This is a genomic window from Haliea sp., from assembly GCF_040222615.1.
Lineage (GTDB): Bacteria > Pseudomonadota > Gammaproteobacteria > Pseudomonadales > Halieaceae > Haliea.
This window is the reverse complement of the sequence record NZ_JAVKCQ010000223.1, coordinates 23,456-42,436: the sequence shown is the minus strand read 5'-3', so window position 1 is coordinate 42,436 and position 18,981 is coordinate 23,456. Positions and strand designations below refer to the sequence as shown.

Annotated in this window: 20 protein-coding genes; 1 reads left to right on the top strand and 19 read right to left on the bottom strand. The window is 62.3% G+C overall.

Annotation, left to right across the window (positions count from 1 at the left end; genetic code table 11):
* The 4 genes from trpS to tsaB all read right to left on the bottom strand — a co-directional run.
* On the bottom strand, window positions 1-592 hold a 592-nt coding region (gene trpS, locus RJQ10_RS17875), incomplete at its 3' end, for a tryptophan--tRNA ligase (protein WP_350148743.1).
* An 81-nt stretch (window positions 593-673) separates the two neighbouring features.
* Complete coding sequence (locus tag RJQ10_RS17870) at window positions 674-1,981, bottom strand: M18 family aminopeptidase (RefSeq protein ID WP_350148742.1); 1,308 nt, start codon at window positions 1,979-1,981, stop codon at window positions 674-676.
* Window positions 1,982-2,030: 49 nt separating this feature from the next.
* A complete protein-coding gene (locus RJQ10_RS17865; RefSeq protein ID WP_350148741.1) occupies window positions 2,031-2,834 on the bottom strand; it encodes an undecaprenyl-diphosphate phosphatase in 804 nt (267 codons plus the stop codon).
* A complete protein-coding gene (tsaB, locus tag RJQ10_RS17860; RefSeq protein ID WP_350148740.1) occupies window positions 2,831-3,529 on the bottom strand; it encodes a tRNA (adenosine(37)-N6)-threonylcarbamoyltransferase complex dimerization subunit type 1 TsaB in 699 nt (232 codons plus the stop codon). The genes RJQ10_RS17865 and tsaB overlap by 4 nt, the downstream gene beginning before the upstream one ends.
* A gap of 135 nt (window positions 3,530-3,664) precedes the next feature.
* Here tsaB and mobA point away from each other — a divergent pair, with 135 nt between their 5' ends.
* Window positions 3,665-4,237, top strand: a complete 573-nt coding sequence (gene mobA, locus RJQ10_RS17855; protein ID WP_350148739.1) for a molybdenum cofactor guanylyltransferase MobA — start codon at window positions 3,665-3,667, stop codon at window positions 4,235-4,237.
* A gap of 67 nt (window positions 4,238-4,304) precedes the next feature.
* Here mobA and RJQ10_RS17850 read toward each other — a convergent pair whose 3' ends face one another.
* The 15 genes from RJQ10_RS17850 to RJQ10_RS17780 form a co-directional block, all read right to left on the bottom strand.
* The gene (locus RJQ10_RS17850) at window positions 4,305-5,186 is read right to left on the bottom strand and encodes a hypothetical protein (protein ID WP_350148738.1); all 882 of its coding nucleotides are present in this window, start codon (window positions 5,184-5,186) and stop codon (window positions 4,305-4,307) included.
* Between the two features lie 203 nt (window positions 5,187-5,389).
* The gene (gene adk, locus RJQ10_RS17845) at window positions 5,390-6,037 is read right to left on the bottom strand and encodes an adenylate kinase (RefSeq protein WP_350148737.1); all 648 of its coding nucleotides are present in this window, start codon (window positions 6,035-6,037) and stop codon (window positions 5,390-5,392) included.
* 151 nt (window positions 6,038-6,188) lie between these two features.
* Complete coding sequence (gene mazG / locus RJQ10_RS17840; RefSeq protein WP_350148736.1) at window positions 6,189-7,001, bottom strand: nucleoside triphosphate pyrophosphohydrolase; 813 nt, start codon at window positions 6,999-7,001, stop codon at window positions 6,189-6,191.
* Window positions 7,002-7,011: 10 nt separating this feature from the next.
* Window positions 7,012-9,243 carry a GTP diphosphokinase gene (gene relA, locus RJQ10_RS17835; protein ID WP_350148735.1) on the bottom strand — a complete coding sequence of 744 codons (2,232 nt, stop codon included), beginning with the start codon at window positions 9,241-9,243 and terminating at the stop codon, window positions 7,012-7,014.
* A 13-nt stretch (window positions 9,244-9,256) separates the two neighbouring features.
* A complete protein-coding gene (cysM, locus tag RJQ10_RS17830; RefSeq protein ID WP_350148734.1) occupies window positions 9,257-10,153 on the bottom strand; it encodes a cysteine synthase CysM in 897 nt (298 codons plus the stop codon).
* Window positions 10,154-10,217: 64 nt separating this feature from the next.
* Window positions 10,218-10,589, bottom strand: a complete 372-nt coding sequence (acpS, locus tag RJQ10_RS17825) for a holo-ACP synthase (protein WP_350148733.1) — start codon at window positions 10,587-10,589, stop codon at window positions 10,218-10,220.
* Window positions 10,586-11,314, bottom strand: a complete 729-nt coding sequence (recO, locus tag RJQ10_RS17820) for a DNA repair protein RecO (RefSeq protein WP_350148732.1) — start codon at window positions 11,312-11,314, stop codon at window positions 10,586-10,588. The genes acpS and recO overlap by 4 nt, the downstream gene beginning before the upstream one ends.
* A 17-nt stretch (window positions 11,315-11,331) precedes the next feature.
* Window positions 11,332-12,240: a GTPase Era gene (gene era, locus RJQ10_RS17815; protein ID WP_350148731.1), complete on the bottom strand. Its 909-nt coding sequence runs from the start codon at window positions 12,238-12,240 to the stop codon at window positions 11,332-11,334.
* Window positions 12,230-12,907, bottom strand: a complete 678-nt coding sequence (gene rnc, locus RJQ10_RS17810; RefSeq protein WP_350148730.1) for a ribonuclease III — start codon at window positions 12,905-12,907, stop codon at window positions 12,230-12,232. Before rnc ends, era begins: the two co-directional genes overlap by 11 nt.
* 6 nt (window positions 12,908-12,913) lie before the next feature.
* Window positions 12,914-13,273 carry a DUF4845 domain-containing protein gene (locus RJQ10_RS17805; RefSeq protein WP_350148729.1) on the bottom strand — a complete coding sequence of 120 codons (360 nt, stop codon included), beginning with the start codon at window positions 13,271-13,273 and terminating at the stop codon, window positions 12,914-12,916.
* A 56-nt stretch (window positions 13,274-13,329) separates the two neighbouring features.
* On the bottom strand, window positions 13,330-14,169 hold the full coding sequence (gene lepB / locus RJQ10_RS17800; protein WP_350148728.1) for a signal peptidase I: 840 nt from the start codon (window positions 14,167-14,169) through the stop codon (window positions 13,330-13,332).
* Between the two features lie 6 nt (window positions 14,170-14,175).
* A complete protein-coding gene (lepA, locus tag RJQ10_RS17795) occupies window positions 14,176-15,975 on the bottom strand; it encodes a translation elongation factor 4 (protein ID WP_350148727.1) in 1,800 nt (599 codons plus the stop codon).
* Between the two features lie 117 nt (window positions 15,976-16,092).
* On the bottom strand, window positions 16,093-17,499 hold the full coding sequence (locus RJQ10_RS17790; protein WP_350148726.1) for a DegQ family serine endoprotease: 1,407 nt from the start codon (window positions 17,497-17,499) through the stop codon (window positions 16,093-16,095).
* 36 nt (window positions 17,500-17,535) lie between these two features.
* Window positions 17,536-18,021 carry a SoxR reducing system RseC family protein gene (locus RJQ10_RS17785; RefSeq protein WP_350148725.1) on the bottom strand — a complete coding sequence of 162 codons (486 nt, stop codon included), beginning with the start codon at window positions 18,019-18,021 and terminating at the stop codon, window positions 17,536-17,538.
* Window positions 18,021-18,980, bottom strand: a complete 960-nt coding sequence (locus RJQ10_RS17780) for a MucB/RseB C-terminal domain-containing protein (RefSeq protein WP_350148724.1) — start codon at window positions 18,978-18,980, stop codon at window positions 18,021-18,023. The genes RJQ10_RS17785 and RJQ10_RS17780 overlap by 1 nt, the downstream gene beginning before the upstream one ends.
* Window position 18,981 lies beyond the last annotated feature (1 nt).

Genomic DNA, 18,981 nt, shown 5'->3' with positions numbered 1-18,981 from the left:
GCCCCTGCAACACCGCCACGTGATCCTCCACCTCGGCCTCCGGCAGGGTGAATAACGGCGCGAAATTGTGGTTGAAGCGCTGGGCGATGTCCCGGGCCATTTCCAAATGCTGGATCTGGTCGCGACCGACCGGGACCTTGTGCGCACCAAACATGAGGATGTCAGCCGCCATCAGCATCGGATAGCTGAACAGGCCCATGGTGACGCCGAAGTCCGGGTCCTCACCCGCCTCCTCGTTGGCCTGCACTGCAGCCTTGTAGGCGTGAGCGCGATTCATCAGACCCTTGGCGGCATTGCAGCAGAGGATCCAGGTCAACTCGGTGATTTCCGGGATATCGGACTGGCGGTAGAACACCGCGCGCTCGGTGTCCAGCCCCAGCGCCAGCCAGGTCGCGGCAATTTCCTTGCTGGACTGGCGGACGAGGGCCGGATCCTGGCACTTGATCAGGGCATGGTAGTCCGCCATAAACAGGAATGACTCGGTGTCGGCGGCGTTGGACGCTGCTATCGCAGGACGTATCGCGCCGACAAAATTGCCCAGGTGGGGCGTGCCGGTAGTGGTGATGCCGGTGAGAACGCGTTGTTTGCTCATGGGTGTCCCGATCTGATAAAAGCCCGCGATTCTAGCGCTTCAGCGCGCCGCTGGCTATTTCCAGCCCGAATCCGCCAAGACTCAGCCTGGTGTCAGCGAGCCGGGATGGTTGTAGAAACGGCGCAGTACCCGCGCCAGGTTGCAGGCGTCCTCGCTGCCAGCCAGCTCGCGAATGGAATGCATGGCGAAGGTCGGCACGCCGATATCCAGGGTGCGGATGCCCGTGCCGCCGGCCGTAATTGGGCCAATCGTGCTGCCGCAGGCCATGTCGGTGCGCACCACAAAGCTCTGCACTGGCACCTGCTCCTGCGCCGCCAGCAGGCGGTAGAGACCCGAGGTTTCCGCGTTGGTCGCATAGCGCTGGTTGGCGTTGATCTTGATTACCGGGCCGGCGTTGAGCCTCGGCCCGTGATTGTCGTCGTGCTTGTCCGCGTAGTTGGGGTGGATGCCATGGGCATTGTCCGCGGAAATCATCATCGAGTTCTGCACCAACTGGCCGAGACGTTCCTCGGTACCGGCAATACGGCGCAGGGTCGACAGCAGCATTGGGCCCTGGGCTCCGGAGCTGGACAGGCTGCCCACTTCCTCGTGATCGTTGCAGACCAGCAGGCAGCTCTGCCGGCCGTCGCCCTGCAACAGCGCCTGCAAGCCGGTAAAGCAGCTCAGCAGATTGTCGAGACGGGCGGAAGCAACGAATTCTTCCCGCAGCCCCACCAGAGCCGGGGGCTGAGTGTCGTAAAAGCTGAGTTCGTAGTCCAGCACCCTGTCGGCGCCGCAGTGCGGGTGCTCTTCCAGCAGGCGCTGGCGCAGGAGGTCGCGGAAATCGGGCACCGCGGCATCGGCCTGCAAGGCCAGCACCGGCAGAATATCGGTCTGGGGGTTGATACTGCGGGACTGGTTCGCCTCACGATCCAGGTGAATGGCGAGACTGGGAATAACCGCCAGCGGACGGCGGAAATCCACCAGCCCGGTGTGCAGCCGGCCGTCCCGGTCGGCGTAGCTTACCCGCCCCGCAAGGGACAGGTCGCGGTCGAACCAGGGATTCAGGAGCACGCCGCCATACACTTCCACCCCGAGCTGAAAGTAGCCCGAGCGCTGCTTTTCTGGCGCAGGCTTGACCATCAGGCAGGGGCTGTCGGTGTGGGCGCCAACCATGCGCATTCCGGTCTCCGCTGCGGACTCGGTACCCACGGTGAACGCCAACAGCGAGCTGTCGTTGCGAGTCAGGTAGCAGCGCTGCCCGGGCTGCAGGTTCCAATCCCCCGCCGCCGGCAGCCGGGCGAACCCAGCGGCCTCCAGTCTGGCGACCAGCGCCGCCACGGCGTGAAAGGGGGTGGTCGCTTCGGTGAGAAACGCCAGAAGATCACTGTTGAACTGTTGCGGTGTCATGGGCTAAACAACCTCGAATCCAGAGAAACAACGGGCGGCAACGCGAACATCAGACCAGCCAGAGCGCATAGAGCAGGCCAGCGAGCGCAATACGGTAATACACAAAGGGCATCAGGCCCAGGCGCTCAAGCAGGCGCAGGAACAGGCTGATACAGGCATAGGCCGTCACTGCCGCCACCAGCGCCGACACGGCCAGCAACAGCCAGTCCACGGGCGCGCTTTGCTGCGCCAGCTGCAGTCCTTTCAGCAAGCCGGCACCGGCAATGACGGGAATCGACAGCAGGAAGGCGAAGCGGGCCGCCGTGGCCCGGTCCAGTCCGAGCAGCAGACCCGCGGTAATGGTAATGCCGGAGCGGGACACACCCGGCACGGGCGCCAGGGCCTGTGCCAGGCCGATCACCAGGGCCACCACAGCGACCAGCGGCCTCCCGCCGGCGCTTCGGCGCGCCCGCCAATCCGCCAGCCCCAGCAGCAGACCGAAAACCAGCGTCGTGGTGGCAATCACCGGCAAGGTACGAAGTCGACTCTCGATGAACGCGTCCGCCAGGAATCCGACCACACAGACCGGCACAGTTGCCAGAGCCAGGTACCCGACCAGGCGAACATCGTCGTTGACCGGCTGCCCCCGCAGCAGGCCGAAACAGCTCACTGTCATCTGCAGCAGCTCACGGCGGTAGTACAGCACGACCGCCAGCAGGGTACCCACATGCACCGCGACGTCAAAGGCCAGGCCCTGGTCCTCCCAACCGAACAGCAGGGCCGGCAGAACCAGGTGTGCCGAGCTCGATATCGGTAGAAACTCGGTGATGCCCTGCACCAGGGCCAGTACTATCGCCTGCAACCATTCACTCATGACCGTGGCCCCTGCTCCGCCAGCTTTTTCCAGCTGATCTCGTCGCGGACATACACGGGGCAAACCTGCTCCGCACTCTGCCTGACCCCTGCCTGCCATGCGCGACAGGCTGCCGGCAGCAGGTCCAGAGCGCTGGGCAGCAGTTCGGGGCAAGCAGAACGGAAACGCGCGCTGACAGACGCAGGCATCGCATCCCGGTAATGCAGCCCGCCGCCCAGCGCGACAAGGGCATCACTGCCCGCCACAGCCAGCGCTGCGGGCTTGTCCACCTGGGCGCCTACGAGTTCCTCGACCTGCCCGTCGGCAATCCTGTACAGCGCCCAGTACAGCTCACCAATATGTGCGTCCAGCGTGCTGAGCACCAAATCGCCCTCAACCGCATGCCCGAGCCGCACCGCGGCATACACCTGGCAGGCCAGGGTGGACACCGGCAGGGCCGGCAGGCCGGCGGCAAAACAAAGCCCCTGTACCGCGCTGGCCGCGATGCGCAGGCCGGTGAACGACCCCGGCCCACAGCCATAGGCAACGGCGTCCAGACCCCCTGGTCCTGCCGGCATCAGCTCGCGCAACATTCCCAGCAGGAGCTGGTTGTGACGCCGGGGGGCAATTTCGTGACGCGCAGTCACCTCGCCGTCCCGGTATAGCGCGACGGAACAGGCTTCGGTTGATGTATCAACTGCCAGGATGCTTGTCATAGAATCCGAAATCAGGAATGTCTGCGGCATTTACCGAACGCAGGGGCAACGCCGGTGCCAAGGCAGGGATTATCCCACAGCCGGGCGCCGGCAAGAACCGCAACCAGGGACAAAAAACGGGGGGGGCGTATACAAATGGGGACGCAGCTCAGCGGGCTAATTCTCGCAGGTGGCGCCGGGAGCCGCACGGGCGGCAGGGACAAAGGCCTGCTCCTACTGCAGGGCAGACCGCTGATCGCCTGGGTCAGTGAACGCTTGCGCCCCCAGACCTGCCACCTGCAGATCAGTTGCAACCGCCACCTTGAAGCCTATGCCAACTATGCCGATGCAGTGTTCAGCGACCGCCTGCAGGGATATCAGGGGCCGCTGGCCGGGCTGGAGGCACTGCCGCCGGACCACTCGCAAGAGTTTCTGCTGGTGGTGCCCTGCGATACGCCCCATCTGCCAGCGGACCTCGCTCCACGCTTGTACCAGGCGCTGCTCGCGCAGCCAAGCCACTGCGACCTCGTCTACGCCACCTCGGACGGGCGACAGCACTACCTGCACACACTGCTGCGCCGGCGCTGCCTGGCGAGCCTGCCAAAGTATCTGGAAGGGGGTGGGCGTTCAGTGCGCGGCTGGCATGCTGGGCTGAATTGTACCGCGGTGGAATTTGCGCATGCTGGCAATGCCTTCGAGAATTACAACACTTCCCAGGGCCTGGTATGACAGGACCAACAGCATAAAAAAACCCGCACCAGTCACCTGGCACGGGTTTCGGAACTGGCGAGTGACCTCAGGCGCTGGCTGGCGCGGCCTTTGCCCGGGTCTTTTTCGGCGCCGCTTTGGCCCTGGCCTTGCCGGCCGCAGCCTTGGCTTTCCTGGGTGCTGCCTTGGCTTTCTTCGGTGCGGCTTTCTTCGGTGCGGCTTTCTTGGCAGCAGCCTTTGCTTTTTTCGGCGCGGCTTTCCTGGTTGCGGCCTTGCCTGCTGTCCTGGCTTTGGTTTTACGCTTGGGCGCAGCCGCCGCCGGAGTTACGGAATCCGCCAGGGAATCCGCGGCATTGGTGAGTGACTTGCGTCCCGCCCTGGCTTTCTTGAAAGCGCTCTTGGCGGCGGCCTCGGCCTTTTTCTCCGCCGCACGCAGCTGGGCCAACACTTTCTTTTCCAGCGCCGTGATTTTTGCAGCATCAGCCTTGGCGCGCTGCTTGGTCCATTTCTTCGCGTGTTTGGCCAGGGCCCTGGCCTTGTCGATTTCCGCTTTGGCAGCCAATTCTGCCTTCTTCTCCAGGATCCGTTCCTGCGCAGCGAGCTGTTTGGCAACGAGCTTCGCATCCTCGACGATTTCTTTCACTCGTTGACGCGTTTCCCGCAGCTTGCCTTGCGCGGTTTCCAAACGAGCGTTGGAGCGCGCAACGGCATTGGCAGCTGCCTTCTTCGCTCGCTCATCCGCTTTCGCCCGCGCTGCTTTTACCCGCGCGCGTGCGTCGGCCAAGGCTTTCTTTTCCGCCGCAACTGTAGCTTGCAGTTTCGCCAGGGCTTCACGGGACTTTTTCTCCGCAGTTGAAACTACCGACGCCTTTCTGGCCGCAGCGGAAGTCGCCTGCTTGCGCGGCGCCTTTTTTGCCGGCGCTTTGCGTGCGGCCGTTTTTCTTGTCGCCTTGCCTTTGGCTGTTGCCATAATTTTCACTCTCCAAACGTTATATTTTCAAACCACGGAAAAGAAAATAACAACATTCTCAAGAGCTTACAACAGAGTTTTTGTAATGCGGAGAGTAAGGAAAAGCGCAGAAAAAAAGTTTTGCCAAGACCGACGGGGAAATTTTTCCGGAGGCCGGGCGAATCCGTTCGCCCGGGATTGCTAAAAACAGCTTTATTTACAGCCTATACGCCCAGTACGGCAAAAACTTTCCGGCGAATATCTTCGACACTACCAACGCCCTCCACTCGATGACAGGCGGGCGCGCCATCGCCGGACATCGACTGATAAAAATTCACCAGCGGACGTGTTTGCTGTTGATAAACATCAAGACGCTTGCGTACGGTGTCTTCCTTGTCATCGTCTCTCTGCACCAGCGCCTCGCCCGTTTCATCGTCGCGACCTTCCTGCTTCGGCGGATTATGCTGGATATGATAGACGCGACCGGAACCTGGATGTACGCGACGACCACTCAAGCGCGCGACAATTTCCTCGTCATCGACAGCAATTTCAACCACGTGATCGATGTCCACGCCTGCGGCGACCATCGCCTCCGCCTGTGGAATCGTGCGCGGGAAACCGTCGAACAGGAAACCCCCTGCGCAATCGGGCTGCTTGATACGTTCCTTGACCAGACCAATAATAATGTCATCGGAAACAAGTCCGCCGGCATCCATCACCTGCTTTGCAGCCAGGCCGAGTTCGGTCTCAGCCTTCACAGCCGCCCTCAGCATATCGCCGGTGGAGATCTGGGGAATGCCGAGTTTTTCCGTGATGAACTTGGCCTGTGTGCCTTTGCCAGCGCCGGGAGCGCCAAGAAGTATCAATCGCATTCAGGTGAATCCTCAATGTATATAGGGCGGCCGTCGCAATGGTAATTGCAGGTGATTTGCGCTGCCGGATAATCGGAGGGAGGTAACCATACACAGGGGCAGGACATTGCACAAGCCCCGGCCCGAGGGGCGGGAATGTGCCAGTCGAGGCTCATCGGGACGCTTTTGCGCTGCGCCAGAGTGCGTCGAGTTCGGCCGCGGTCAACGACGCGAGGTCTGCCTTGCCGGCACCGGCGGCAGATACTTCCATGGCGCGAAACCGTTGCTCAAACTTCGCTGATGCCTGGCGCAAGGTGGCCTCCGCATCCAGACCCAGTTGCCTGGCAAGGTTGACACAGGTAAACAGCAAGTCACCCATTTCATCTGCGACAGCGGATTGCGTACCGGACTTCATCGCCTCCTCCAGTTCGCCCCGTTCTTCATCCAGTTTCGCCAGCACCGCCGTGGCATCGGCCCAGTCGAAACCAACCAGGGCTGCGCGTTTTTGCAGTTTTTGCGCCCGCGGCAGTGCCGGCAATGCCACCGGGACATCATCCAATACACCGCCTTGGGCGCGTGCCGCACGCTCCTCACGCTTGATAGCCTCCCAGGATCGCTTTACCTCGACCACATCCACCGAGACGTCGACAATGCCCTCAATCTTCCCGTTTGCGAACACGTGTGGGTGTCGCCGTAACAGCTTGTCGACCAGGGTATGAACAATTTCCGGAAAGGAAAACACGCCCTGTTCCTCACCCAACCGGGCATAAAAGACAACCTGGAACAGGACATCGCCAAGCTCCTCGGCAACATGCGGATAGTCCCCGTGTTCGATGGCTTCCGCCAGTTCATAACACTCTTCCAGAGTCGAAGGCACAATGCTGCGGAAATTCTGCTTCAGATCCCAGGGACAACCGCCTTCGGGATCACGGAGACGCTGCATGACACGCAGCAGGTCGTTCACGGTGTAATGTCCCTGGTTCACCTCAACATTCCTATTCCGACACCCGGGCAACGGAGATAACGTTACTCAAGCGATCAATGCGTTCCAGCAGTTTTGACAGCGCACCCAGGTCAGGCACCTCCACGGTGAGGCGCATGGTCGCCGTGTGTCGCTTCTTGTTGGTCTGGGTATTGATGGAAAGCACGTTGATACGCGCATTGGCGAACAGACCGGTAATATCGCGCAGCAGGCCCTGTCGGTCATAGGCTTCGATGGCAACATCCACCTCGTAGTTTTCCCGCGGCGATTCGCCCCAGGCCACCTCGATCACTCTCTCCGGTGCGGTCTCCTGCAGTTTCAGCAGCCGCGCGCAGTCGCTGCGATGAATACTGACACCGCGGATCTGGGTGATAAAGCCAACGATGGCGTCGCCGGGCAAGGGCTTGCAGCAGCCCGCCATATGGGTGAGCAGATTGCCGACGCCCTGGACCTTGATCTGGCTGCGGGAAACCGGGCCACTGCCGGGTTTCGCCACCTGCAGCTGCGGCTCGGGGCGTTTCTCCACCAGTGACTGGGCGGCGTTGAGTACGGTGGCGGAGCTCAGGTCGCCGGCGCCAACTGCCGCGTACATGTCCTCCACCGTTGCCATATTGACCTTGTCGGCAACACGCCTGTAGTCGACGCTGGTCAGGGCCAGGCGACGGAACTCCCTCTCCAGGAGGTGGCGGCCGGCGTCGATATTGTCCTCGCGCGCCTGGGCCTTGAACCAATGCTGCACCTTGGCCCGGGCCCGCGACGTATGCAGGTATCCGAGACCTGACTGCAGCCAGTCGCGCTTGGGATTGCCCTGCTTGCTGGTCAGGATTTCCACTCGCTCGCCGGTCTTCAGGGTGTAGGTCAGGGGAACAATCACGCCGTTGACCTTGGCACCGCGGCAGCGGTGGCCCACCTCCGTGTGCACGTGGTAGGCAAAGTCGAGTGGCGTGGCCCCCTGAGCGAGGTTCACGACATCGCCGTTGGGGGTAAAAACGTAGACCCGATCCTGGGCCAGATCAAAGCTGAACTGCTCGGCAACGTCCCCGCTATCGCCGGTCTCTTCATGCCAGTCCAGTACCTGCCGCAGCCAGGCAATCTTCTCTTCATAGCTGCTGGCCATGCCGCCGCCGGAATCCGACCCCTTGTAGCGCCAGTGCGCGCAGACTCCAAGCTCCGCCTCCTCATGCATCTGGCTGGTGCGAATCTGGACTTCCAGAATCTTGCCTTCCGGCCCGATCACCGCCGTGTGCAGAGAACGGTAGCCGTTCTCCTTGGGGTTGGCGATGTAATCATCGAACTCATTGGGGATATTGCGCCAAAGACCGTGCACCAGCCCCAGGGTCGCATAGCAGTCTTTCACCTCCGGCACCAGAATCCGCACCGCGCGGATATCGTACACCTGGGAGAAACCGATACCCTTGCGCTGCATCTTGCGCCAGATGCTGTAGATGTGTTTCGCCCGACCGCTGATATTGAACTGCAGCCCGGCCTGCTCCAGGACCCGGGTCAGCTCCTCGGTGACACGAGCGATAAAGCGATCCCGTTCCAGCCGCTTGCCGTCGAGCAGCCGGGCGATCTTGCGATAGGCATCGCTGTAGATATAGCGGAAGGAAAGATCCTCCAGCTCCCATTTCAGGTGCCCGATACCGAGCCTGTGGGCCAGCGGGGCATAGACATCGAACACCTCGCGAGCGATGGGCCAGCGCCGCTCCTCATCGTTCTTGACCGCGCGAATGGCGCAGGTGCGTTCCGCCAGCTTGATCAGTGCCACCCGCACATCGTCCACCAGCGCGACCAGCATCTTGCGGATATTATCCTGCTGGCCGTGGGCCTGGCCCAGCACCGGCGAGTCAACCTGGGTCTTGAGATCGCTGATCGCCGCCATGCGCAGCACGCCGCTGATCAGGTTCTGGACTCCCGCTCCAAACTGCGCCCCCACTGCTTCCAGGCTCACCCTTTCCTCGCGTACCGCGCGATAGAGAATGCCCGCCACCAGGCACTCGGTACCCACGTGCAACTCAGAGAGGATCTGGGCCATATCAAGCCCGGTGGCAAAACAATTGGATTCGTGCGCCCAGTCGGGCACGTCCCGACCGGTCCCGCTGCAGGCTTCCCGGGCCAGCGCGCAGGCCCTGAGGAGCAACTCGAGTTCATGCGGATGGTGCAGGACCGGCAGCTGTTCCAGCCAGCGCTCAAGGTCGATCTCCCCGGAATCCGTGAGATGCGATTGTTCCCGTACTCGGACCATGATCCGGCTCCGCTCAGGGGTTGGCGAACACACCCGTGGACAAGTAGCGATCGCCGCGATCACAGATGATGGCGACGATCACTGCATTGCTGACTTCTGCCGACAGCTTCAGCGCAGCGGCGATTGCGCCGCCTGAGGACACGCCACAGAAAATGCCCTCCTCCCGTGCCATCAGGCGCATATGGTGCTCCGACTCGGCCTGGGAAATATCGATTACCCGGTCGACCCGGGCGGCGTCAAAAATCGCCGGCAGGTAGGCGGGCGGCCAGCGCCGGATACCCGGGATACTGGAGCCCTCCAGCGGCTGCAGGCCGACAATCTGGATCTCGGGATTCTGCTGCTTGAGGAAAGCCGATACACCCATGATGGTGCCGGTGGTACCCATGGAGGCGACGAAATGGGTGATCGTGCCGCGGGTCTGCCGCCAGATCTCCGGACCTGTACCGCGAAAGTGGGCCAGCGGGTTGTCCGGATTGCCAAACTGGTCCAGCACCCGGCCCTTGCCCTCGGCCTGCATCTGCAGGGCCAGATCGCGTGCGCCCTCCATGCCCTCGGCCTGGGTCACCTCGACCAGCTCCGCACCGTAGGCGGACATCGCCTGCTTGCGTTCCGCGCTCATGTGCGAGGGCATGATGAGGATCAGGCGATAGCCGCGCATGGCGGCGACCATGGCCAGGGCGATGCCGGTGTTGCCGCTGGTGGCCTCGATCAGGGTATCCCCGGGACTGATGTCACCGCGGAGCTCGGCCTCCGCGATCATGCTCAGTGCTGGCCGGTCCTTTACCGAACCCGCGGGATTGGTGCCCTCGAGCTTGGCCAACAGTGTATTGGGGGTCGCTCCTGGCAGGCGCTGCAGGCGCACCAGTGGGGTATTGCCGATGCAGGCTTCGATGGTTGGATATTCAAACATAGCTCTCCACATCCCGCCGGGCGGGGCAGTATAGCGATTTTCACCGGCACGGGCATGCCTCCGGTCATTTCAGGGCGGCAAAGGCAACCACATAGGCCTGCTCGTCAGCCAGCGACAGCAGGACAGCGGAACCTCCGCGGCGTTGTGCGACCTCTGCCGCGCCACCGGACAGGTGCACCAGGGGCGCGCCGTGGGCATCGTGCCGCACCTCGATATCCTGCCAGCTGACGCCGCGTCCGATTCCGGTACCCAGGGCCTTGGCCACCGCCTCCTTGGCGGCGAATCGCTTCGCCAGCAGGCGCACCGACTGCTGGCTGGCAGCGTACTCCCCCTGCTCCGCCAGGGTCAGGATGCGACGCACGAACCTGTCCCCCAGTCGCCTCACTACCGCTTCGACCCGGGCCACCTCCAGAATATCCGTACCCAGGGCGATCACTGTTGCTGGCTCCGGCCCCGGAACTGACGAAACAGTTCGCGGCTGTGCAGCGGTCGCTCACCCAGATGACCGGCGAGGGCCTGGCGGAGCAGGCGTTTTGCTGCCACCGCCTGTTCGCCATCGTAGCGGCCTTCGGCGATAGCCAACAGGTCGCGCCCCGAAAACAGGACCGCGGGGGAGCCCGCATGACGAGCGCAGGCGACCAGCCCGAACTCCAGCTGGTATTGATACCAGCCTTCGGCCACCACGGGCTCCCCGCTGTAGCCGTCCACTGCAGGATCAAAGTGGTAGCCCAGAGCTTCCAGCAGGCTGAATTCGAACCTGCGCAGGCAGGCGTCGCCGGCATTACCGGCTGCCAATTGCAACAGGGTCTCGCCATAGAGGGCAAACAGTTGTGGCTGGGGATCCTGGCGCTGCAGCAGCCGCACCAGAAGTTCGTTAAGATAAAGCCCGGTGAACAAACGCTCCGCCTGCAGCAGAGGCGCACTGCCGGCCGCTTCCACAGCCACCAGCTGCTTCATCTCCGCGCGTCCGGCGAAACTGACCAGCAGCGGTCGAAAGGGCTGCAGCAGGGACGCCTGGGTACCGCCGCGACTGCGCCGGCGGGCGCCCTTGCCCACCAGGCTCAAGCGCCCGTGTTCAGCGGTGAACACTTCCAGCAGCAAGCTGGTGTCCCGGTAGGGGCGACCGTGGAGCAGGTAGGCGGGCTGGAGGTTGACGCGCATGGGCAGCTCGCGGGCGCTCAGCGATCATCGTAACCGAGACTGCGCAGCGCACGCTCGTCATCAGACCAACCGGACTTCACCTTGACCCAGAGCCGCAGCATGACCTTGCTCTCAAACAACCGCTCCATATCGCGGCGGGCATCGGTACCAATTGAGCGCAGGCGGCTGCCCTTCTCCCCGATCAGGATACGCTTCTGGCCATCGCGCTCGACCAGGATCAGCGCGGATATGTTGAGTATGGCCTCTTCCTGGCTGAAATCCTCGATTTCCACCGTCACAGCGTAAGGCAACTCGTCACCGAGCTGGCGCATGATTTTCTCGCGCACAATCTCCGCCGCCAGGAAGCGCTGACTGCGGTCGGTGATCTGGTCTTCGGGGAAGAAGTGGCCGGCCTCGGGCAGGCGCTGGCGGATTTCCTTCTCCAGAGCATCCAGGTTCTGGCCGCGCAGGGCAGAGAGCGGGATGATGCTGGCAAAGGGTGCCCGCTCGGCCAGCTGCTGCAACTGCGGCAGCAGAACGCTCTTGTCCTCCAGCAGGTCGACCTTGTTCACCACCAGCAGGGTGGGCACGCCGGCCTGGGCCACCCGCTGCAGCACCATTTCATCCTCATCCGTCCAGGCGGTGCGATCCACGACCATGACGATGACATCGACATCGCGGATTGCGCTGCTGGCGGCCCGGTTCATGAAACGGTTGATGGCGCGTGGTTCGGCGCGGTGCAATCCAGGGGTATCAACGAAGATAATCTGGCAACCAGCCTCGGTCTTGATACCCAGCACCTGGTGACGGGTAGTCTGGGGTTTACGGGAAGTGATACTGATCTTCTGGCCCAGCAAATGGTTGAGCAGGGTCGATTTGCCGACATTGGGTCGACCGACGATGGCAACGTAACCGCAGCGCTGCGGTGTTTCCGGCTCATTGGCCATTGGCAATTGCCTCCAGTGCCGCTTCGGCGGCAGCCTGTTCCGCCTTCTGTCGGCTGCGACCAGCACCTTCGAAGGTCCACTCGGGCTGCGCCAGGCGGCACTCGATACGGAACAGTTGTTGGTGGTCCTCGCCTTCAACCGCGAGTAACTCGTAGAGCGGCAGGGGACGCCCGCGGCCCTGCAAGTACTCCTGCAAACGCGTCTTGGCATCCTTGCCCGCGGCCGCCATCTCCAGCCCCTCCAGCCGGTCGTGAAACCAGCGCAACAGGCAGTCGCGACAACGAGCGGTTCCGCTGTCCAGGAGGATCGCGCCGGCAACGGCCTCCAGGGCATCCGCTAGAATGGAGCCCCTGCGGTGCCCCCCGCTCTTGCGCTCGCCCTGGCCGAGCCGGACAAACTCGCCCAGGCCCAGTTCGCGACCCAGCTCCGCCAGAGTATCGCCCCTGACCAGGGCCGCGCGCATACGACTGAGATCGCCCTCCCGGGCCCGGGGAAACTTCTGGTACAGCGCCTCGGCGATCACATGGTTGACAATGGAGTCACCGAGAAACTCAAGGCGTTCGTTGTTGCTACCGGACGCACTGCGATGCGTCAGTGCCAGCTGCAACAGGGCGGGGTCATTGAATTCATACCCCAGCACCCGCTGCAGGCGACGAAGCTTATCCATGCAGCATCAGGACGAGCGGCGAACGCCAGCTTCCCGCTCCAGGTCATCGAACCTTATTACCGCATCGATTTTGCCGAACAGTTTCACCCGCGCCTCGTAGTTGGCGTCGATATAGGTTTTGCCATCCTTGCGGAAGACCTCGATATCACTGGGCTTGAGCCCGTATATCTGGTTGGTGTTGAAGAGATTGGACAGGCTTCGCCGGACGTCCGCGATGCTGTCGGTAGCGGGATCATATTCGGCGGCGACCCGGTCAACCACATCGCGGACGGTGAGATACTCGAAGTAGCTCGGGCCCATCTTGAGGCCGCACATGACAAAGAACCCTACCATGATGGCGATGGTGAGCATCCCCGGAAGAGACATGCCTGACTGCTGTTGCCGCAATTTCATACTGCGCACCCCCAAAGCTTGGATTCTGCTCATTTTATGGCGCCGGCGCGACTGAAACTGGGAATGCTGAACAGCGAATCCCAGTGCATCCAGATAGCGAACGCCTTGCCTACTATATCCCTTTCCGGCACCTGACCCCATACCCTGCTGTCACTGCTGTTATCCCGGTTGTCGCCCATCATGAAGTAGTGGCCCTGTTCCACGACCAGAGTGAAATCGCGCCCCGGACGCATCCGGTCGTCCTGCATGAGGTGCGGCTGGTCGCCCAGGGTTTCCGTGGCAATCTCCATCCGCGCCTGCCCCTGGGGCACCACGGCTAGTGGTTCGGTGGGCACGGGTTCCCCGTTCACGAACAGGCGCTTATCCCGGTAACTGACTGTATCCCCCGGCAATCCGACTACGCGCTTGATGTAATAGGTGTCGTTCATATGCGGGGGAAAGAACACCATGACGTCGCCGCGCCGGGGTTCGTTTATGTCCAAAACCTTGGTCCGTACCACCGGCAAGCGGATGCCATAGGTAAATTTGTTGACCAGAATATAGTCGCCGACTTCCAGCGTTGGAACCATGGAAGAAGACGGGATCTGGAATGGCTCGACCAGGAAAGAGCGCAACACGAAGACGACAAACAGCACCGGGAAGAACGACCGCGAATACTCCACCAAGGTGGGCTCAGCGGCCGTGGCGCGCACCTTCGCCTGGTAGGCCGCCGCATCCTTGCTGCCATCGCGGGACCACCCGGGGTATTCGAGCTGCAGGGCTTCCCGGGCACTGCGCCGACGCGGCGCCATGAACAGGGCATCGACCAGCCAGATACCGCCGCTGCCGAATACCAGCACTACCAGAATAAGAGGAAAATCAATTGTCATAGGGGCTTATCCATCCACCTTGAGCACTGCGAGGAAAGCCGACTGGGGAATTTCCACATTGCCGACCTGCTTCATGCGTTTCTTGCCTGCTTTCTGTTTTTCCAGCAGCTTTTTCTTGCGGCTGGCATCGCCGCCATAGCACTTTGCCGTCACATTCTTGCGCAGCGCCTTCACTGTCTGGCGAGCCACAACCTTGCCACCTACTGCTGCCTGGATTGCGACATCAAACATCTGCCGCGGGATCAAGTCTTTCATTTTTTCGGTCAGCACCCGCCCCCGGTGCATGATGTGTTCGCGATGCACGATGACTGCCAGCGCGTCCACCCGCTCGCCATTAATCATCACATCCAGGCGTGACAGGCTGGCAGGCTCAAAACGGTCGAAACTGTAATCCAGGGACGCATAACCGCGGCTGACCGACTTCAACCGGTCGAAGAAGTCGAGCACGACCTCCGCCAATGGAATATCGTAGATCACGGAGACCTGGCTGCCCAGAAACAGCATATCCTTCTGCATGCCGCGCTTTTCGACGCAGAGGGTTATGACATTGCCCAGATAGTCCTGGGGAACAAGGATGTTGCAGCGCGCAATGGGCTCGCGCATCTCGTCGATTTCACCCGGATCGGGCAGTTTGGAGGGATTGTCGACATAGACGATATCACCGTTCTTCTTCACCACCTCGTAGATTACCGTGGGCGCAGTGGTAATCAGGTCGAGATTGTACTCCCGCTCCAGCCGCTCCTGGATGATCTCCATGTGGAGCATGCCGAGAAAGCCGCAACGGAAGCCAAAACCAAGAGCATCCGAAGTCTCGGGCTCGTAGAACAGGGAGGCATCGTTGAGCGTCAGCTTGGACAGCGCGTCGCGGAAATCCTCATAGTCATCGGTCGAGATCGTGAAGATGCCCGCGTAGACCTGGGGCTTGACCTGCTTGAACCCCGGTAGCGAGGGCACCTCAGGGTGCTGGGCATTGACCAGCGTGTCGCCTACTGGCGCACCGTGGATGTCCTTGATGCCGGCCACCACGAAACCCACCTCACCGGCCTTCAGCTCACCGGTCTCGAGCCGCTTGGGAGTAAAGATCCCGACGCTGTCGATCTGGTGCACCCGCCCCGTGGACTTGGTGATGAATTTCTCGCGCTTGCGCAGCACCCCCTGCTTGACCCGCACCAGCGATACCACGCCCAGGTAGTTGTCAAACCAGGAGTCTATGATCAGGGCCTGCAGAGGTGCGTTGATGTCGCCTTCAGGGGGCGGAATATTCTCCACCAGGTACTCCAGCGCATCCTCAATCCCCATGCCCGACTTGGCGCTGACCAGACACGCCTCAGTCGCATCAATGCCAATGATCTCCTCGATTTCCCGCTTGACCTTGTCGGGGTCTGCCTGCGGCAGGTCCATCTTGTTGAGGATAGGGAGGACTTCCAGCCCCTGCTCGATGGCCGTGTAGCAGTTGGCGACCGATTGGGCTTCCACGCCCTGGCCGGCATCCACTACCAGCAGGGCACCCTCGCACGCAGACAGGGATCGCGACACTTCGTAGGAGAAGTCGACGTGACCCGGCGTATCGATGAAGTTGAGCTGGTAGACCTTGCCGTTGCGCGCACTGTAGTTGAGGGTGACGCTCTGTGCCTTGATGGTGATGCCCCGCTCACGCTCGATATCCATCGAGTCGAGCACCTGCTCGGCCATCTCGCGCTCACTCAAGCCCCCGCAGTGCTGGATAAAACGGTCCGCGAGGGTCGATTTGCCGTGATCAATGTGCGCGATAATGGAAAAATTGCGGATGTGGCTTAAGTCACTCACTCAATTGGGCTCGGTTGGGGTCATGGGCGCTGGCGAAAAGACGCGCGATTGTACCCCAATGGACTCCCTGCCGCCATGCCGCCGCGCTGGGCGGACGGCAGGGGCGGCGAGCGAGGGTCAGTCGCGCAGCTTGAGCCCGATAAACAGTGGCGAGCCGCGGCGGATCAGGCGCAGGGGAACAGAATCGCCGGCAGACAGGCGCGCTACCGCGCGCTCAAACGCCGACACATCCTTGACCGGGCTGGAGCCCAGCATGGTGATAATGTCGCCCGGCAGTACGCCGGATTCCGCGGCCACCGAGCCCGGGGACACCTGCCGCACAAGTACGCCACCGGAGAGGCCAAAGCGCTCCAGGACATCGGCGCCGGCCTCCTCTACCACCAGCCCCAAGCGCCCGCCGCGATCCTCATCGGCCCGGTCACTGCTGAGGGCATAGCTGTCATCGGCTTCCAGGCCACCCACTTTAACCCGCAGGGTCTTGCGTTTGCGCTCACGCATGATCTCCACCTGCACGGTCGTGTCAGGCGCTGTCAGGCCGACCACATGGGGCAGCTCAGCAGAGGTGGGGATGTCCTTGCCGTCGAACTGCAGGATCACATCGCCAGCTTCCAGGCCCGCCTTCGCGGCCGGTCCATCCTCGGCAAGCTGCGCAATCAGTGCGCCCTGGGGCCGATCGAGGCCAAAAGACTCCGCCAGCGTCTTGTCGACGTCCTGGATAGTGACCCCCAGCCAGCCGCGGGTGACCCGGCCGCTGTCTTTAAGCTGGGCAACCACATTGCGCACCACGCTGGCGGGAATTGCAAAGGACAGCCCGATGGAGCCGCCGCTGCGGGTGAATATCTGGGAGTTCACTCCCACCACCTCACCCTCGAGGTTGAACAGGGGGCCTCCCGAGTTGCCGGGATTGATGGCGACGTCGGTCTGCACAAAGGGCACATAATTCTCCCCCTGCTCGGTCGGCAGGCTGCGCCCCATGGCGCTGACAATACCCGCGGTTACGGAGTAGTCGAGACCGAAGGGAGAGCCGATGGCAAGGACCCACTCCCCCACCTCCAGATCGTCATCGCTTTCCAGCCGCAGGGACGGGAGCCCGCTGGCGTCGACCCGGAGCAGGGCCAGGTCCGAACGCGGATCGGTACCGACCACTTCGGCCTCGAACTCCCGGCGGTCGCTCATCCGCACCAGCACACTTTCAGCACCGTCGACCACGTGATTGTTGGTCACTATATAGCCGTCGCCGGAAATGATGAACCCGGAGCCCATGGACATGCGCTGCCGCTGTGACTGCTGGGGCTGTTCACCACGGAATTCGAAAAAGCGCCGCAGGTATTCGGGGATCTCCTCCGTATTATGGGGATTGCGGGCAGCCCCGCCCAGCGGATACTGGACAATGATCTTGACCACCGCTGGCGACTTCGACTTGACGATCTCGCGAAACTCCGGGAGTGCCTGCGCCACCAGTCCGGGTGCCATCAGGGTGAGGCAGAAAAACAACAGTGTCGGCAAGGTTCTGCTTGAAATCATGCAATCAATCCATTTCAGGGTTGGAAAAAAGTGAGTTCAGGGCGCCGTCAGCAAAGACAGGCTTCGCGCCTGCTCCCCGGGCGGGGCAGCCAGAACCGGCTGCAAACTGACATCGTCACGATGTCGCCAGGCGTGCCAGCGCACCAGTGCGACGCCGACCGCGAACCCGGCAGCGGCACCCGCTATCGCCGCCAGATCCTGCGACCACGACAGCCAGTGGCTGCCAGCCACCGCTCCGGCGAGCATCGTCACCAGAGGCAGCATATAAACGATCAGCGAACCGCGCAGTACCACCTCGTCGGGCAGACTGATACTGACCTCGTCGTCAATCCTGCAGTCCGCCAGGGCATAGGCTCCGGGCAGGACCCGCACCAGGCCCCGCTGGCCATCGCGGATCCGGTTGAGCAAGCCGTGGCCGCAGCCCTTTTGCGCCGAGCAGGCGCCACAGGTGCTCTTGCGGATGGTCTCGACCCACAGGCTATCCGTGTCGATGGCGACTATGCGTCCCGTCTCGGTTGGCATCAGTGCACCATCCTGACCGAGTCGGCCACCATCCGGGCCGTATTCACCGGCACCTCACCCACCACCGTCACCAGCACAGGCTGCCCGGCAAGGCGCATGCCGCGCGTGTAGGAGGTCGTGCTGCCCTCGCGGGCCACTCCCTCGCCGGGCTGGAGTTCCCGCGACAGCTGTTCGAGAAAAACGGAAAACACAGCCAGACCATCGGTATAGGTGCGACGGGCGCTGGCCGCGGCCGCAGCATCGGTAGGGGTAAAACCGCCGGGCAACCAGCTCACCTGCCAGGAGGCACTGAGCGCCGGCCCGCCGGCGGGGATATCCGGGTGCGGGTGACGGGCGGGATGGACAGTCTGCACATCACGCTGCGGCGACAGAGGCTCACCCAGGTGCAGATCGGCAAACTGGAATCGCTCAAGTATCTTGTCGCCCCGCCCCAGAGTGCTGATTCGCAACAACAGGCCGGTTTCCCGGTCCAGCTCCAGAATATAGCCGAAGCGATAGACATCCCGGGGCTGGATCTGGACCCTCACCCCCTGACGCCCGGCGATACGGTCGCCCTCGCCGACCTGAAACCGGTAGTACTTCGCAAGACCACAGTCCGGTACCTGCTGCAGCTCGCCGAGCAGCAGCTGCTGGCCGGGGTGAGTACAGTTGAGAGGATGACCAAGGCGGACAACACTGGCTCCCTGCCCGGTAAGGCGGGTGAGCAGCTCATGACTCTGGCCACCCTCCATTGAGCGCGCGATCTGCATCACCTGCAGGTCATCGCCGCGCTGGAAAGTCACCACGCCCTGATAGGCAACCTCGCGGTAACTCCGCGACATCTTGGCGAGCCAACCCAGCGCCTCGACATCCGCTTCGGAGCAGCTCGAGGCAAACGCCAGCGGTGCGCCGAACAGGCAAGCGACTATGGTGGTATTGACGACCAGGGCCTGGAACAGCGATCGCGCAGTGAACACCACC

Excerpts from the sequence above, each read along its gene's own strand:
- RJQ10_RS17870 (WP_350148742.1), bottom strand. The coding sequence starts at position 1,981 with ATGACACCGCAACAGTTCAACAGTGATCTTCTGGCGTTTCTCACCGAA.
- RJQ10_RS17865 (WP_350148741.1), bottom strand. The coding sequence starts at position 2,834 with ATGAGTGAATGGTTGCAGGCGATAGTACTGGCCCTGGTGCAGGGCATC.
- tsaB (WP_350148740.1), bottom strand. The coding sequence starts at position 3,529 with ATGACAAGCATCCTGGCAGTTGATACATCAACCGAAGCCTGTTCCGTC.
- mobA (WP_350148739.1), top strand. The coding sequence starts at position 3,665 with ATGGGGACGCAGCTCAGCGGGCTAATTCTCGCAGGTGGCGCCGGGAGC.
- RJQ10_RS17850 (WP_350148738.1), bottom strand. The coding sequence starts at position 5,186 with ATGGCAACAGCCAAAGGCAAGGCGACAAGAAAAACGGCCGCACGCAAA.
- adk (WP_350148737.1), bottom strand. The coding sequence starts at position 6,037 with ATGCGATTGATACTTCTTGGCGCTCCCGGCGCTGGCAAAGGCACACAG.
- relA (WP_350148735.1), bottom strand. The coding sequence starts at position 9,243 with ATGGTCCGAGTACGGGAACAATCGCATCTCACGGATTCCGGGGAGATC.
- cysM (WP_350148734.1), bottom strand. The coding sequence starts at position 10,153 with ATGTTTGAATATCCAACCATCGAAGCCTGCATCGGCAATACCCCACTG.
- recO (WP_350148732.1), bottom strand. The coding sequence starts at position 11,314 with ATGCGCGTCAACCTCCAGCCCGCCTACCTGCTCCACGGTCGCCCCTAC.
- era (WP_350148731.1), bottom strand. The coding sequence starts at position 12,240 with ATGGCCAATGAGCCGGAAACACCGCAGCGCTGCGGTTACGTTGCCATC.
- rnc (WP_350148730.1), bottom strand. The coding sequence starts at position 12,907 with ATGGATAAGCTTCGTCGCCTGCAGCGGGTGCTGGGGTATGAATTCAAT.
- RJQ10_RS17805 (WP_350148729.1), bottom strand. The coding sequence starts at position 13,273 with ATGTCTCTTCCGGGGATGCTCACCATCGCCATCATGGTAGGGTTCTTT.
- lepB (WP_350148728.1), bottom strand. The coding sequence starts at position 14,169 with ATGACAATTGATTTTCCTCTTATTCTGGTAGTGCTGGTATTCGGCAGC.
- RJQ10_RS17790 (WP_350148726.1), bottom strand. The coding sequence starts at position 17,499 with ATGATTTCAAGCAGAACCTTGCCGACACTGTTGTTTTTCTGCCTCACC.
- RJQ10_RS17785 (WP_350148725.1), bottom strand. The coding sequence starts at position 18,021 with ATGCCAACCGAGACGGGACGCATAGTCGCCATCGACACGGATAGCCTG.